Here is a 14,211-nt window from a genome sequence, read left to right on the forward strand (position 1 = left end):
CCTTGACTTTTTAATATAGTCTTAAATAAAAAAAATAATACTATTTTTGTATTATTTTAAAAAAATCAATCATAAAAAGTAACATATTTGTTTTAAACTTTCTTATAATATAGTATCTTACATAAACTTCAGCATTGAAATATAGTTATAGTTAAATTATAATTTTAAAAACATAAAAAGGAAAAATATGCAAAAAGTATTATTATTAAATGGTGCAAAAGATTTTGGACACTCCAAAGGAAGATTAAACACAAGCTTGCATGAGCTTGCACTTAAGACTTTACAAGAGCTTGGTTTACAAACCCAACAAACACACATAGATCAAGGCTATGATACAAACAATGAGGTAGAAAAAATTCTAAATGCTGATGTTTTGATTTGGCAAATGCCTGGTTGGTGGATGGGAGAGCCTTGGATAGTGAAAAAATACATTGACGATGTTTTCACAGCAGGACATGGAGTGTTTTATAAAAACGATGGTAGAAGCCATAATGAACCTACTAAAAATTATGGCACAGGTGGGCTTTTAAAAAATAAAAAATACATGCTTTCACTAACTTGGAACGCTCCAATACAAGCTTTTGATGATGAAAATGAATTCTTTAATGGAGTCGGAGTTAATGGAGTGTATTTACACTTTCACAAAGCACATGAGTTTTTAGGAATGAGTGCTTTACCTACTTTCATAGCAAATGATGTAATCAAAAATCCTCAAGTGCAAGAATATTTCACAAATTATAAAGCGCACTTAGAAAAAATTTTTAAAGCTTAGAAATTTGGGATTTGATGCTAGAAATCATTGATTTTTTAGCCTCAAATTCACTTTTTAAATTCAAAATAATCTGTCTTTTAGCTTCTGCAAAATCAACAAAACTTTGCATATAATTTTTATAAATTTTTAAAACCACAGGCTTATTTAAAAACAAATCTTCAAATTCATATACATTAAGCTCGGTTAATACTCTTTGGTGCACTTCACTTGCTTTTGGATGATACAAGCTAAACTCGGTACTATCAAGCTCGTAAAATTCTTTACTCGCATTCATTTTAGCACTAAAAAATCCTAAAGTAAGCTTAGTAGCACTCTCATAATTTGCCAAAGCTTTTAGATTAAGCTTTTCTAAAAATAGATCAAGTTCAAGTTGGCTTTTAAACAATAATTGTTTAAAATCTTTTAAAAAAAGTTCTTCACTAGCACTAGCAAAGCTTCTAAAACTAGCAAATTCTTTTTCACTTTCTAAGGCATTTTCTTTTTGTAAATTTGAAAATTGAGCCTTAAAAAGCAAAATTTGCTCTTCTAAATGAGTAAAAAATAAGGAAAAATCATCTTTAATTTGACTAAATTCTAAAGCGATTTCATTTTTTAATCTTTTAAATTCCTTATTCATTGCTTCAGAGTTATAAAACATAGCCAAAAACGCATCATCACTTGAAAGATATGGTGCTTTATAAGCAACTTTTTCATAAAGATTTTTCTTAAATAAACCCTTAGCTTCTTTATAATAACTACTATCTTTTTCTTTGATAAATTTTAAAATTTCTTGAGCAATTTTTTCTCCAACAAGTTTTAATTTATCCAAACAATTATGATTTAGAATTTTGATTTTTTGCTCTAGCTTGCTTGCTTTGAAAGTTTGCAAAACAGTATTAAATTTAAGCTCTAATTGCTCTAGTGCATTTTGAAACAAATCATATTGATTTGACAAAAGTTCACATAAATTACTAAGTTTTTCTTTAATAAAATCTTTTTTAATGCACTCATAATCAAGTTTTTTTAAATACTCATAAAGTAAAGGTAAATTTGACTTTTGCAAATCAAATTTTGCCTCTTTGCATGAAATTGCGATGATTTTTTCAAAATACTTATCAAAAACTAAATGTGCATAATTTAAAACATTTTCTAGCTCATCTTGACTTAACTTATCTTTTTGATTAAGTACACAAATTCCACCACGCTCTAAAAGCTTAGTATTTGCCTTTATGGCTTCTTCTTCACTTTTTTTGCCTGCATTATCAATCAAACTAAGCCAAATAGCACTATGCATAAAAGAAAGCTCTTTAAAAGTAGTTAGCGTATCGGTGGTGTTTGCATTTAAACCCGGGGTATCTATAAGTGTGATATCTTTTAAAAGCTCAATAGGTGCAAAAAGGTGCAAACTTTTAGTTTCTTTTAGCTCATTTCTTTGATCGCTAAATTTAGCAAGCTCGTCTATATCTACAATCTCATCACTGCCATCTTCATATTCAACTCTTAAAAAATACTCCTTAGCATAGCGTAAAAAAGTGGGCTTAAAAGTCACTGGCACCACGCCTGTTGGCAGGCATTCTTTTTGTAAAATCAAATTTAAAAGCGTGGATTTACCGCTGGAAAATTGCCCTATAATGGCCACATTAATGGCTCTTTTATAGCTAGCTATAATCATTTCAAGATCTTTTAAAAACACATCATTTAAATGCAAACTCGGTTCTAAAAATGCATTTTTAATTGCTAAGATTTTTCCTTCAAAACTATCATCAAAGCTTTTACAATAAGCATTTTCATAAGCTTTTAAAAAATCATTAATCAAATCATTTTGCATTTAAAAGCTCCGTTTTTAACGTCTTTAAACTTTGTAATTTTGTATTATTTTTTTCTAAAAGTTCTTTGGAGTTTTGCTCGTTTTGTTCTATTTGTAAAATCAAGTCTTTTAAGTCTTTGATTTGCTCTTCTTGTTCTTTTTCGTATAAATTTAAACTAAATTCTAAATTAGTAAAAAATTCTTGATTATTTTTTAAATCTAGGGCTATTTTTTCTATATTGAATGTTTGTAATTTTTCTAAAATTTGATTTTCTAAAGAGCTTTCTAGTTTATAAATATCTTGCGTGGATTCTAAATTTTTTAAAAGCTCCGCTTTTAATGCCATAAAAAGATCATTGGTAAAAATGCTTTCTATTTTTGTTTCAACCTTACTTTTAAAATCATCACAATTTTGCTCTAAAATAGCTTTTAAAAAATCATATTTCACACTTAGAGTGTTTTTAAGCTCATTAATTTTATACTCACTTTGCTGTTTTAGCTCTCTTAAAAGATCAAAAATTCCATCTTTTAAAGTCGTATCAATGATAATATTTAGTCTTTGAGTGTTGTTTTTGATTTTATTATTTTGATTATATTTTAACTCATCTATAAGTTTTTCTTTTAATTTCTTAGCTAGTAAATGCAAAAGTGTTAAAATTTCTTGAGTATTTTCATCTTTTGTGTTAAAAATAGCACTTAGTTCTGCTTTTACTTGCATTAATTTTTCTTTTTTTGCTTTAAAATCGTTGATAATAGTTTGATTTTGCTTATCAAGCTCAAAGCTTTCATAATTTAGCATTTTATTAGAAAATTTAATTTTTTCTTCTATTTTTTCTAAATGTAATAATAATTCTTTTTTATAAGCACTTAGAGCAATTTTGTTTTTATCATATAAGCTTTTAGCTATAAGTTCTTCTAGTGTTAAAATATTACTTTGTTCTAAATTCCCACCTTTTTTTTGATAAAAATCATTAGCTAATTTTGAAGAAATACACACAAAATCTAAATTATCTAATAATTCTTGGCTAAGCTGCTTTTGTGCTAAATTTTCTTTGAGTTTATTTTTAGTATAGTTAATTACTTCTTGCAAGTCTTTTTGACTAAGCAAGTCAGCCTTGGTAAGCACAATTAAAAGCTTACTTACCCTTGAAGTTAGCAAACATTCTATAATAAAATCACAATCTTTTTGACTAAGACTTTGAGAAGCATTCATAAGGTGGATTAAAAAGTCAGCCTTGCTTATATAATCTTTTGTTAAAAGTTCTCTTTGGATAATAACATCATCAAGTCCTGGAGTATCAACTATACAAACATTATCTTTTAAAAAATCAAGCGATGAAAAAAGCTCTATTTTTTTAATAAGTGCTGAAATTTTGTTTTTTGCGCTAGTGTAATTTTTTAATTCTTCAATTTTTATTTCTATATTTTTATTTTCTTTTTCAATATACTCATTTAGATTAAAATTTTGCTCTAATTGTTTTATAAGCTCTTGCATATCTTGATTATCTTTAGAGCTTTTTAAAATATCTTGCCATTCTTCATCATTCCAAAAATATATCTTAGCTTTTTGGTCTTTGCCGTATTTTAAAACACTCAAATTTGCAGTTTCAGGCACATTAGATACACCTAAAAAATCTTTTTTTAAAAGTGCATTTAGCATACTTGATTTACCTGCATTTACCACACCCGTTACTGCGATAGAAAAATCAATATTACTAAATTTAACCAAAGCTTCTTGTAAGAGTTTTTGAACTTTTTCATCTTCGCAAAGCTCTTGTAAGTTTTGATTAATGAGATCTAGTGTTTGATGTGAGTTTTTAACTTCTTGCTTGTAATCTTTTTGAATAACTTTTTGTTTAGATACAAAAGCATATATTAAAGTATTATCAGTGATTTTTTGAAGTTTATCCAAAGCTTTTAAAAGCTCGTTTTTGTCTAAAATTCCCAAATTTAAAGCATTAATAAAACAAACCTGTGCATACTGAATACCATAAAGATCTAAGCGTAAATTTAAGCTTTTCATCAAATTTTTAAATTCATTTAAAGCACTAAATCTTTCATAATTATCAAGATTAGTACTTAAAAGAATTGCTGCTTTTTGAGCATCAATTAAACTTTCATCAAAAAGTATATTTGTGTCAAGATAAACACTATGATTTTGCCAAATTTGTTTTAGTAAGGTTTTAAGAGCCCCCTTTTCTTGGGGGCTAGGATTATTTGTTTCTTTGAGCGACAAGCTGTCTTCTCATATAAGCAATTTTACTTTGTAAAGGCAGTTCTTTTGGACAATTATCTTCACATGCAAGTAAAGACATACATCCAAATACACCATCATCATCGCCCACTAATTCATAAAAATCCTCTATAGTTCTATGATCATGTGGATCTTGTAAATATCTAGCTGTTCTTAAAAGTCCAGTAGCTGCGATAAAGTCAGGTCTCATTAACTTAGTCGCACAAGAAGCAACACAAATTCCACACTCTATACAACGATCAAGTTCAAAAGTCTCATCAGCAACTTCTGGCTCAATACGCTCTTCAAGTTTAGAAATATCTGTTTCTTTTTCATTATGCACCCAGCTTTCAACGCGTTTGCACATACCATCAAACCACTCACCTGTATTAACACTCAAATCTTTAATATGTCTAAATGCAGGCAAAGGCATAAGCTCTATAACGCCATCTGGATAATCTTTTGTCAATGTTTTACAAGCAAGTTTTGGCTTACCATTGATCATCATAGCACAGCTTCCGCAAATCCCTGCTCTACATACAAAGTCAAAACTCAAATCCGCATCCATTTTTTCTCTGATTTGAGTTAAGCACACAAAAATCGTCATAAATGGAGTTTCTTCAAGCTCATAAGTAACAAAATGAGGCTTAGAAATTTTACTTAATGGATTATATTTAAATGCTCTTATTGTTAATTTTCTACTCATAATCAACTCCTATTCTTTGATTTGGTGCTTTAAATTTAGCTTGTAATTCATAAGGCATTAAAGCATGTTGAATTTCATATCTACCTTTACCTTCTGCTTCCATTTTTTCACGGATCGCATCAACTTCAGCTTGGCGTTTTTCACTTAATGGGTTTTCAATGATATTTCCTTTAGCACCATAACCTCTAAATGCAGGTGGAATTTCCATTTTCATAATATCAAGATCTTCATACTCAACTCTAGGCATACTTTCACCTTCTACCCAGTAAGTATTTGTTCTTTTCATCCAATTTAAGTCATCTCTTTTTGGATAATCTTCTCTATAATGAGCCCCGCGGCTTTCTGTTCTTAAAAGCGCGCCATAAGCAACACATAAAGCAATTTTTAGCATTCTTGGAACCCTGTAAGCTTCTTCAAGCTCTGGATTTGCACATTTTAATTCTTTATCATGCACTTTTAGATCAAGTGATTTTTGATATAACTCTTCAAGTTCTTTAACCGCTTCTTCAAGACCTTGACCTGTTCTAAAGATAGCTACTTTTTCCCACATAATGTCTTTCATTCTGTTTTTGATTTCAAATACATCATGTTTTCCTTCTTTACTTACAAGAGATTTTAAATAATCATACTCTTTAGAAAGGAAAGATTTAACGATGTTTGTATCAATTTCTGAACCATTTTCTTTACAATATTGTGCAAAATAATCCCCTACGATCATACCTGCAACAACAGTTTCTGAACATGAATTTCCACCCAAGCGGTTAAATCCGTGCATATCCCAACAAGCTGCTTCACCACATGCAAAAAGACCATTTAGCCATTGACTTTCACCGGTTGGTTTTGTTCTAATACCACCCATTGAGTAATGTTGCATAGGTAAAACTGGTGCCCAGCCTTTTGGACCCTCATCAGCAGGATCAATACCATTAAATGTTTTACAAATATCTTGAACATCACGAAGATTTTTTTCAACATGAGCACGACCAAGGATAGAAATATCAAGCCATAAATGATCTCCATAAGGGCTTTTTACCCCTTTTCCTTTTCTAATATGCTCCATCATTCTACGACTTACAACATCCCTACTTGCAAGTTCTTTTTTCTCAGGCTCATAATCAGGCATAAAGCGGTAACCATCAACATCTCTTAAGATACCACCATCACCTCTACAACCTTCAGTTAGTAAGATACCGCTTGGCACGATTGGAGTTGGATGAAATTGCACTGCTTCCATATTTGAAAGTCTACAAAGTCCAGTTTCAAGTGCAATAGCAGCTCCTGTACCTTCACAAATAACAGCATTTGTAGTTTGTTTATAAATTCTACCATAACCACCTGTTGCAATCATAGTTCCTCTAGCAACATAAGCAATTAATTCTCCATTAGTTAAATCTCTAGCAATAGCTCCTAAACATTTTTTACCATCATGAATTAATCTTACTGCTTCCATTCTATCAATAATTTTAACTTGATGTTTAATCGCTTCATTTGCCACACCATATAACATACAATGCCCTGTTGCATCAGCTATATAACATGTTCTCCATTTTTTAGTACCACCAAAGTCTCTTGCATTTATAAGACCATGCGCTTCTTCTTTTTCTTCGATAGTAGTTTTTTGAGCGTTTATAACAACAGTTCTAGGTCCTTTTGTAACTCTAGTCCAAGGCACACCCCAAGCAGCAAGCTCACGAACCGCTTTTGGAGCAGTTTGTGCAAACATTCTAGCTACTTCTTGATCACAGCCCCAGTCAGATCCTTTTACTGTGTCAGCAAAATGCACATCTTCATTATCACCTTCGCCTTTTACACTATTTCCTAAACTTGCTTGCATACCACCTTGTACAGCAGCTGAGTGAGATCTTTTAACCGGACAAATACTTAATAAAGTTACACTCTGACCACTTTTTGCAACTTCAATAGCAGCTCTTAAACCTGCAAGACCACCACCAATAACTAAAGCATCACTATATTGTATGTTCATATTTAGCTCCATCATAAGTTTTTACTATTTGCGCTACAGAGTTGTTTTGGTAATTATTAAGACCTATTTTTGCAAAAGCAGCTAAGCTTAATACACCTAAAACTAAGAAGAAAATACTAATAAACCATTTTGCTTTTTTAAGTTTTTTACGACTTTCTTTTGCATCTTTACCTTCAAACCAACCCCATTTTACACATAATCTATATAAACCAATACTTCCATGCAACTCAACACAGATTAATAAGGCAATATAAAATAACCACATAAAATGACTTACCACTCTATCGCCTGACATATCAGCACTGATTTTATCTGCATTAGTTATAACAAAAATCAAATGCGCTGAACCTAGGAAAAACATTACAAAACCAGTTGCAGCCTGAACCCACCATAAAGAGGAATCACCATGATTCATATATTTTAAGTGTGTTCTACAAAGTTGATATTGTCTAAAATTGATAGGAAATTTTCTCATTGCAAGACCTGCATGCACAAAGAAAATCACTAAAACACAGGCGGCTAAAAAAGAAGTGATGTAGCTCATCATAGGGCTATCAATGATAAATTTTAGTTCCAAAAAGTGAACTACTGAATCAAAAAAATCATCACTAACCAAAATGGTAGAAACGAAAAACATATGTGCCCACATAAACAAGCCTAAAATCAAGCCTGTTGCACTTTGAATATAGTCAAGTTTTGCTGGCATTTTGCTTTTTTTGCCATCAACACTCTTGCCTAAAAAACCTTCAATGAGTTGGCTCATATTTACTCCTTTAAAAAGTTGATAATTTATAATATCGGAGCAATTATAGAACTTTTATTCTTAAAAAAAATAAAAATTTATAAATTTTTTTTAATATTTCTTAAATAAAAAGATAAAATTAGTCCTAATAAAAACATTATAATACTTAAAATTTGGCCCATACTCATACCAAAAGCAACAAAGCCTATACCAAAGTCAGGCTCTCTATAAAACTCACAAACAAAACGCGCTAAAGCATAAAAAATTGTATAATAAGCAATAAGCTCTCCATTGTATTTTTTATATTTTTTTATCAATAATAAAATGATAAAAACTATAAAACCTTCTAAAAATGCTTCATAAAGTTGCGAAGGATGACGCAATATCCCATCTACATAAATACCCCAAGGTACATCCGTAGCTCTACCAAATAGCTCTTGATTTAAAAAATTTCCAATACGCCCAAAAATATAACCACATGGCACACTAATAGCAACCAAATCTAAATATTTCCATAAATTTTGTTTATTTTTTTTACAAAAAGCATAAGTTGCTATTAAAAATCCTATAACAGCACCATGGTAACTCATACCTCTAATTCCTACAAATTCTCCATTATAAAAAGGATTAAAAATTTGCCAAGGATGCGTAAGATACCATAAAGTATTTGCATCATAAATTAAAATATAACCCAATCTTGCACCTAAAATTACACCAATTTCCACCCATATAAAATAACTATCAAGCATAGCTTTTGAAATTCCCATATTGTCTTTAATAGCATAGTATTTTGCAACCATTAAAGCAACAAGTAAGGCTAATACATACATAATACCATACCAATGCACTTTTAAACCAAAAATTTCAAAAGCCACTACATCAAAATTTGCATAAATATTTTGCCAAAATTCCATAAAAAAGCCTTTATAATAAAACACATAATATAGCAAAAAATTGTATAATTATAAAAATAACAAGGAGAGAAAATGAAAAAAATATTATTATTTTTTAGCATAATTTTATTTTTAAGTGCTTGCACTGGTAATCAAAAAACTTATTATATTTCTATGCCAAGTTTTAAAAGTTCTTTTGAAGAACATAACAATACAAAAGAAAATAGCCCAAAAGTTAAAATCAATGAAATAGAAATTATTAAAAATACTTTTTATAGTTCTTATTTTGAACAATCTACCCTAAATCAAAGAATCAATAAAAGCCTAGAATTACTAAAAAAACAGCTATTTAAAGATAGTAAAGCACTATTAGAAAGTAAAGGATATACTATAGATAATGAAAATCCTGATTATGTTTTTAATATTACCATCAGTGCTAACTTATATGAGGATAAAGTTACAAGAAATTCAAGTCTTGGAGGCGATAGTGTAGAATCTTCTTTTATGATTATTTTAGAAGCTCAAAGTCATTTAAATAATTTGCATCAAGAAGATACCTTCCAAAGCACAACAAGCTCTGCAAAATTAAACGATCCTATTATTTTAAACTATCCTATAAAAGGTCAAGCAAGTATAGAAAGTTTTAGACAAGTTTATAGTGCTGTCCCAACCCAAGTAAATGAAAGTCTTGCAGCTAGTGCTTTGGAAATTGATAAAGTTTTTATTGCTTTTTACAAAGAAATCACTTCTAGTTTAAAAACCAATATAAAAGAAATCAAGGAAGAATCAAAAGCACAAGAAAATTTAGAAGCTCAAGATATAAAACAAGATAGTAGAAAGGAAGAAAAAATCTCTCCTTATCAAAATAATGAAGTAATTATTTTTGAATAGCTAAAGCATGAAACACTTTGATTCTAAATTTAAGGTCAATGTGTTTTTCTTCTGATTTAAATTCAACAGGCGTACTTATTTCTATTAAATTTTTATATCTTTGTAAATCATTTAAAAAAGAATAAAAAGCTTGTGGATTTTTCATCTTTACGCTAACTCCAAATTGATATTTTAAATATTCTTGTCTTTTTTTAATAGGAATAAGATTTATTTTGACATCATCAAAATAATTTTTCATAAAATCCATTAATTCTTTTTGAGAAAATTCCGCATTGATTTGAGCTAAATTTTGCGCGTTTGTACTTTGAAAATCTCTAATAACCTTTTCCAAAGCTTGTAATTCATTTAATGCTTTGGTATTTTGAATTTGTTGAGCAGCTAATCTGGAATGTTCGATTTTATAATCCTTCAAAAAAGGTACAATTAAGAATAAAATCAATATTGCACAAAGTGCAACAAATGAAAAAGAATAAATCAATATCTTTAATATATCAGCTTCTTCTAAGCTCTTATCTTTTTTGTTCATACATTTCCTCTGGTATAGTAATATTTACACTAACAAAGCGATACCACCCATTTTCTAATTGATAATAGCTTGTTTGAGAATTTGAAAAAATACTTCTTAATGGGGCTTCTAACAACAAGGCAAACATTTCTTTAGTAGGTGTAATACCTCTTAAAATAAGCGACCTATCTTCCATTAAAACCTCATCTAAAGATATATTTTTAGGCACTAAAGTAAAAAGGTTTTGAATACTTTTTAATAAAACTTTATTTTTACCATTCTCTCGTTCTTGTTCTAAATCCCCTAAAATCATTTCTGCTTTATTATTTTGTCTTACTAATTCTTGATATTTAAGTTTATTGGAATTAATTTGAGCTATGATTTGAGCCAATTCTTTTTTCTTATCATCAAGTTGCACAGATGCATAGTAGCTTTTAAAAACAACAACAATAAACACCACAAAAATCAAAGACACACTAATACTAGTAAAATAAATCCAAATTCTAGTAAAAAGATTAAAAACTGGTTTTATCTTAGGCTTTATTAAACTATATCTCATAGCTTCAAATCCTTAACTACAAGCTCATTCATCAAATTTAAAGTATCTATAAGCTCTACTTTTGGCTTTATAAAAAGCTCATTTTCTAAATAATCTAGCGAGGTTGCACTAAAACTTTCCTCATCAAAAATTACAATTTCTTCTAAAAAACTATTATCATACAAGGGATTATGATAAAATTCTTTTACACTTGAAATGATGTATTCAATCATTTTCATATCTGAACTAAAATTTTCTAAAGATTCCATAGGAAGCTGCTCTTCATTCTCATCTAAATCTTCAAGCTTATCAAGTTCTTTACTCATCTCTTCTAAACTTTTTAAATCATAATTTTGTTCATTTTCTTCTTCTTGGCTTTCATCATCAATTTGCAAATCAAATTCTTCTTTAATGTCATCAAAAAAATCAACTTCGTCATAATTTTGACTAGCTATATTAAAATAACTTCCAAATAATATAATCTCATTTTTACAAATTAACATCGCAACAAAATCATGATATCTATACACATAAAGGCCTATTTTTTCTTCAAAACCTCTATTTGCTATACAATGATAAAGCAAAGAAAAAGGTGAGTAAAGCAAATCTAAACCACCAAAAGCTTCATAATCTTCTTTGTAAGAACTCAAAGATTGATTGGAAACATACAACAAAGCATTATTAAAAGGAATACATTTAACATTATTTGCTTCTACTCCAAAATTAGAAAGCTCTTTGAAATTTGAACTTGGCACTACACCTTGAGCAATAGGTGTAAAAAAGGTACAAATATAATAAATTTGAAAGTCTTTACTTAAATTTTTAACATATTCTATTGCTTTTTCTTTATCTTCAAAACTTTTTTCAAAAGTATCAACTGGTTGAGATTTTTTCCAAGTATGACATCTTATAATGTATTGTTTTTCATCATAACAAATACAAATTAAAAGCTGTAAAATATACTTTCTAAAAAAAGATAACATGGTGTTTATCCTTTATCTATTTGACTTATCATATCAAATTTTTCTTTTATCAATACTTTAGCTTCTTCTAAATTCAAATTTTGTATTTTGATTTCTTCACTTAATCTATAAGTAATCTTAGAAAAAGGCTTAGGTAAAATCATTTTATCCCAACTTTTAAATTCCCAAAAAGAACTTGCTTCATAATTTAGCAAAAAAAGTGGAGCATTTTTTTTTAAAGCTATCATCACAGAACCATCTGAAACACTATGATAAGGTCCTCTTGGCCCATCTGGAGTGATAATCACATCATCGCCTTGATCTAAAATTTTAAAAGATTGTTTTAATAAAGCCAAAGCACCTTTGCTTGTGCTACCTCTTAAAGTATCTAAACCAAAAAAAGCAATATTTCTAGCAATGATCTCCCCATCTTTATGGTGTGAAATCATCACATAAGCCTTTTTTCCTTTAATACCCATTTTACGATAAGCAAAAGGCATTAGAGCAAGACGCCCATGCCAAAAAAGTATCACACATGATCTTTTTGGAAGCTTTTGCCCTAAATAAACCTTTCTACAAGTTAAAAAAATTAGCCATTGTAATAAAAAAATTCCAAAGGCTAAAAGATTAATCTTAAAGGATTTCGCCATTTAACACCATACGCCTAGGATTGGTGATTTTTACTTTTTTCATTTGTCCTAATAGCTCTTCACTGCCTTTAACTTGAATCAAAAAATTATTATCACTTCTACCTGCTACAAAACCTTCACTTCTTAATTCTTCAAATAAAACTTCAAATTCTTTATCTTTTTGTTTTACAACAATTTCATCTAAAATTTCTGTATGTCTTGCTTGTAAAACACTCAAGCGTTTTGAAGCTATATCATCAGGAATTTGATTTGGCATAGTTGCAGCTTTAGTTAATGGTCTTTTAGAGTATTTAAAAGAAAACATTTGCTCAAATCGCACTTTTTCAAGCACATCCATGGTATCTTCAAAGTCTTTATCACTCTCACCTGGAAAAGCCACAATCACATCAGTAGAAATACTCACATCTTTACACATAGAACGAAGTTTTAATGCTCTATCTAAATACCACTCTTTAGTATATCCGCGTTTCATAGCCTTTAAAATTTCACTTGAACCACTTTGCAAAGGCATATGCATAGACTTACAAACTTTAGGATTTTTAGAAAAAACCTCTAAAAATCTATCGTCCATATGCAATGGATGTGGGCTTGTAAAGCGGATACGCTCCAAACCTTCAATTTCACTTAGCTTTTCCAAAAGATCTGAAAAATTAATCTTTTCATGAGCATTAGAAAATCTTTTGCCGTAATTATTAACATTTTGTCCTAGTAAAAAAATCTCTTTAGCACCCTTAGAAACAGCTTTCAATGCTTCATTTTTAATAATCTCAAAAGGTATAGAAATCTCATCTCCTCTTGTGTGAGGCACTATACAATAAGTACAATGCTTATCACAACCTATGGAGATATTAATATAGGTCTTATAAAGGCTATTTCTAAAATCTGCAAAGGCATAATTACTCTCATCAAAATCTATATCATTACCTAAAAATTTTGGAGTATTTACGGCCTTTGTGATTTTGGAAACATTTCTAGCACCCAAAACAAAATCCACACTAGGAGCACGCTTGAAAATTTCATCTCCCAAATGTGAAGCAGTGCAACCACAAACTCCTATTTTAGCTCCATTTTTTTTGATTTTTTCAAAACTTCCAACTTCTGAAAAAAGCTTATGTACAGGCTTTTCACGCACCGAGCAAGTATTGATTAAAATCAAATCTGCTTCTTTTGCATCTTGAGTTAATTCATAATTTTCTTTTTCTTTAAGTTCAGCTATCATGTGCTCTGAATCACGCACATTCATAGCACAACCTAAAGTTTGTATAAAAAGTTTTTTACTCAAAGAATATGTACCTCATACATAAAATCTGCATCATCTAAACCATATTTGATTGTTCTATGATAAACACATTTTCCTTTTTTTTCAAAATGCTCTACTAAAGCGATTAATTGCTTATGGGCATTATCCTTATCAAAATAGAAAAATTTTTGACCTTCTTTATCCACAGCCTTTTCAATACTTTCTAAACTTATACTTTTTGGCTTTTCATCAACAGAGGTTCTTGCTATTTTTAAGTCCATATCATCATCCTCAAGTTTTTTTAATCTG

At 29.5% G+C, this 14,211-nt stretch carries 14 protein-coding genes; 2 read left to right on the forward strand and 12 right to left on the reverse strand.

Annotation, left to right across the window (positions count from 1 at the left end; genetic code table 11):
- The first annotated feature begins 187 nt into the window (after positions 1–187).
- Positions 188–772, forward strand: coding sequence for an NAD(P)H-dependent oxidoreductase (locus L8X33_RS00515; RefSeq protein WP_263660547.1), 585 nt, complete (start codon positions 188–190; stop codon positions 770–772).
- Here the strand turns inward: L8X33_RS00515 and L8X33_RS00520 are convergent.
- The 6 genes from L8X33_RS00520 to lgt form a co-directional block, all read right to left on the reverse strand.
- Positions 762–2,579 carry a dynamin family protein gene (locus tag L8X33_RS00520; RefSeq protein WP_263669704.1) on the reverse strand — a complete coding sequence of 606 codons (1,818 nt, stop codon included), beginning with the start codon at positions 2,577–2,579 and terminating at the stop codon, positions 762–764. The two genes, L8X33_RS00515 and L8X33_RS00520, sit on opposite strands and share 11 nt — an antisense overlap.
- Complete coding sequence (locus L8X33_RS00525; RefSeq protein WP_263669705.1) at positions 2,569–4,794, reverse strand: dynamin family protein; 2,226 nt, start codon at positions 4,792–4,794, stop codon at positions 2,569–2,571. The genes L8X33_RS00520 and L8X33_RS00525 overlap by 11 nt, the downstream gene beginning before the upstream one ends.
- Positions 4,772–5,497: a fumarate reductase iron-sulfur subunit gene (locus L8X33_RS00530; protein WP_012661078.1), complete on the reverse strand. Its 726-nt coding sequence runs from the start codon at positions 5,495–5,497 to the stop codon at positions 4,772–4,774. The genes L8X33_RS00525 and L8X33_RS00530 overlap by 23 nt, the downstream gene beginning before the upstream one ends.
- Complete coding sequence (locus L8X33_RS00535) at positions 5,490–7,481, reverse strand: fumarate reductase flavoprotein subunit (protein ID WP_133319436.1); 1,992 nt, start codon at positions 7,479–7,481, stop codon at positions 5,490–5,492. Before L8X33_RS00535 ends, L8X33_RS00530 begins: the two co-directional genes overlap by 8 nt.
- Complete coding sequence (locus L8X33_RS00540) at positions 7,465–8,244, reverse strand: fumarate reductase cytochrome b subunit (protein ID WP_070255907.1); 780 nt, start codon at positions 8,242–8,244, stop codon at positions 7,465–7,467. The genes L8X33_RS00535 and L8X33_RS00540 overlap by 17 nt, the downstream gene beginning before the upstream one ends.
- A 77-nt stretch (positions 8,245–8,321) precedes the next feature.
- Entirely contained in the window at positions 8,322–9,137 is an 816-nt protein-coding gene (gene lgt / locus L8X33_RS00545) for a prolipoprotein diacylglyceryl transferase (protein WP_263664654.1), read from the reverse strand.
- 72 nt (positions 9,138–9,209) lie between these two features.
- On the opposite strand from lgt, the gene L8X33_RS00550 reads away from it, so the two are divergent.
- Positions 9,210–10,007, forward strand: a complete 798-nt coding sequence (locus L8X33_RS00550; RefSeq protein ID WP_070255900.1) for a membrane lipoprotein lipid attachment site-containing protein — start codon at positions 9,210–9,212, stop codon at positions 10,005–10,007.
- Here the strand turns inward: L8X33_RS00550 and L8X33_RS00555 are convergent.
- Genes L8X33_RS00555 through L8X33_RS00580 form a run of 6 tightly spaced genes read right to left on the reverse strand, consistent with a single transcriptional unit; the run spans position 9,994 to position 14,183 of the window.
- On the reverse strand, positions 9,994–10,533 hold the full coding sequence (locus L8X33_RS00555; RefSeq protein ID WP_070255897.1) for a hypothetical protein: 540 nt from the start codon (positions 10,531–10,533) through the stop codon (positions 9,994–9,996). The two genes, L8X33_RS00550 and L8X33_RS00555, sit on opposite strands and share 14 nt — an antisense overlap.
- Positions 10,517–11,071, reverse strand: a complete 555-nt coding sequence (locus L8X33_RS00560) for a hypothetical protein (protein WP_220566268.1) — start codon at positions 11,069–11,071, stop codon at positions 10,517–10,519. Before L8X33_RS00560 ends, L8X33_RS00555 begins: the two co-directional genes overlap by 17 nt.
- Entirely contained in the window at positions 11,068–12,033 is a 966-nt protein-coding gene (locus L8X33_RS00565) for a hypothetical protein (RefSeq protein ID WP_133319440.1), read from the reverse strand. Before L8X33_RS00565 ends, L8X33_RS00560 begins: the two co-directional genes overlap by 4 nt.
- Positions 12,034–12,038: 5 nt before the next feature.
- On the reverse strand, positions 12,039–12,662 hold the full coding sequence (locus L8X33_RS00570) for a lysophospholipid acyltransferase family protein (protein WP_039617569.1): 624 nt from the start codon (positions 12,660–12,662) through the stop codon (positions 12,039–12,041).
- Positions 12,646–13,944, reverse strand: coding sequence for a tRNA (N6-isopentenyl adenosine(37)-C2)-methylthiotransferase MiaB (miaB, locus tag L8X33_RS00575; protein WP_220566266.1), 1,299 nt, complete (start codon positions 13,942–13,944; stop codon positions 12,646–12,648). Before miaB ends, L8X33_RS00570 begins: the two co-directional genes overlap by 17 nt.
- A complete protein-coding gene (locus L8X33_RS00580; protein ID WP_070255886.1) occupies positions 13,941–14,183 on the reverse strand; it encodes an HP0268 family nuclease in 243 nt (80 codons plus the stop codon). The genes miaB and L8X33_RS00580 overlap by 4 nt, the downstream gene beginning before the upstream one ends.
- Between the last annotated feature and the right edge of the window lie 28 nt (positions 14,184–14,211).

This window comes from Campylobacter sp. CNRCH_2014_2849, from assembly GCF_025772845.1.
Classification (GTDB): domain Bacteria; phylum Campylobacterota; class Campylobacteria; order Campylobacterales; family Campylobacteraceae; genus Campylobacter_D; species Campylobacter_D lari_D.

Excerpts from the sequence above, each read along its gene's own strand:
- L8X33_RS00515 (WP_263660547.1), top strand. The coding sequence starts at position 188 with ATGCAAAAAGTATTATTATTAAATGGTGCAAAAGATTTTGGACACTCC.
- L8X33_RS00520 (WP_263669704.1), bottom strand. The coding sequence starts at position 2,579 with ATGCAAAATGATTTGATTAATGATTTTTTAAAAGCTTATGAAAATGCT.
- L8X33_RS00530 (WP_012661078.1), bottom strand. The coding sequence starts at position 5,497 with ATGAGTAGAAAATTAACAATAAGAGCATTTAAATATAATCCATTAAGT.
- L8X33_RS00535 (WP_133319436.1), bottom strand. The coding sequence starts at position 7,481 with ATGAACATACAATATAGTGATGCTTTAGTTATTGGTGGTGGTCTTGCA.
- L8X33_RS00540 (WP_070255907.1), bottom strand. The coding sequence starts at position 8,244 with ATGAGCCAACTCATTGAAGGTTTTTTAGGCAAGAGTGTTGATGGCAAA.
- lgt (WP_263664654.1), bottom strand. The coding sequence starts at position 9,137 with ATGGAATTTTGGCAAAATATTTATGCAAATTTTGATGTAGTGGCTTTT.
- L8X33_RS00550 (WP_070255900.1), top strand. The coding sequence starts at position 9,210 with ATGAAAAAAATATTATTATTTTTTAGCATAATTTTATTTTTAAGTGCT.
- L8X33_RS00555 (WP_070255897.1), bottom strand. The coding sequence starts at position 10,533 with ATGAACAAAAAAGATAAGAGCTTAGAAGAAGCTGATATATTAAAGATA.
- L8X33_RS00560 (WP_220566268.1), bottom strand. The coding sequence starts at position 11,071 with ATGAGATATAGTTTAATAAAGCCTAAGATAAAACCAGTTTTTAATCTT.
- L8X33_RS00565 (WP_133319440.1), bottom strand. The coding sequence starts at position 12,033 with ATGTTATCTTTTTTTAGAAAGTATATTTTACAGCTTTTAATTTGTATT.
- L8X33_RS00570 (WP_039617569.1), bottom strand. The coding sequence starts at position 12,662 with ATGGCGAAATCCTTTAAGATTAATCTTTTAGCCTTTGGAATTTTTTTA.
- L8X33_RS00580 (WP_070255886.1), bottom strand. The coding sequence starts at position 14,183 with ATGGACTTAAAAATAGCAAGAACCTCTGTTGATGAAAAGCCAAAAAGT.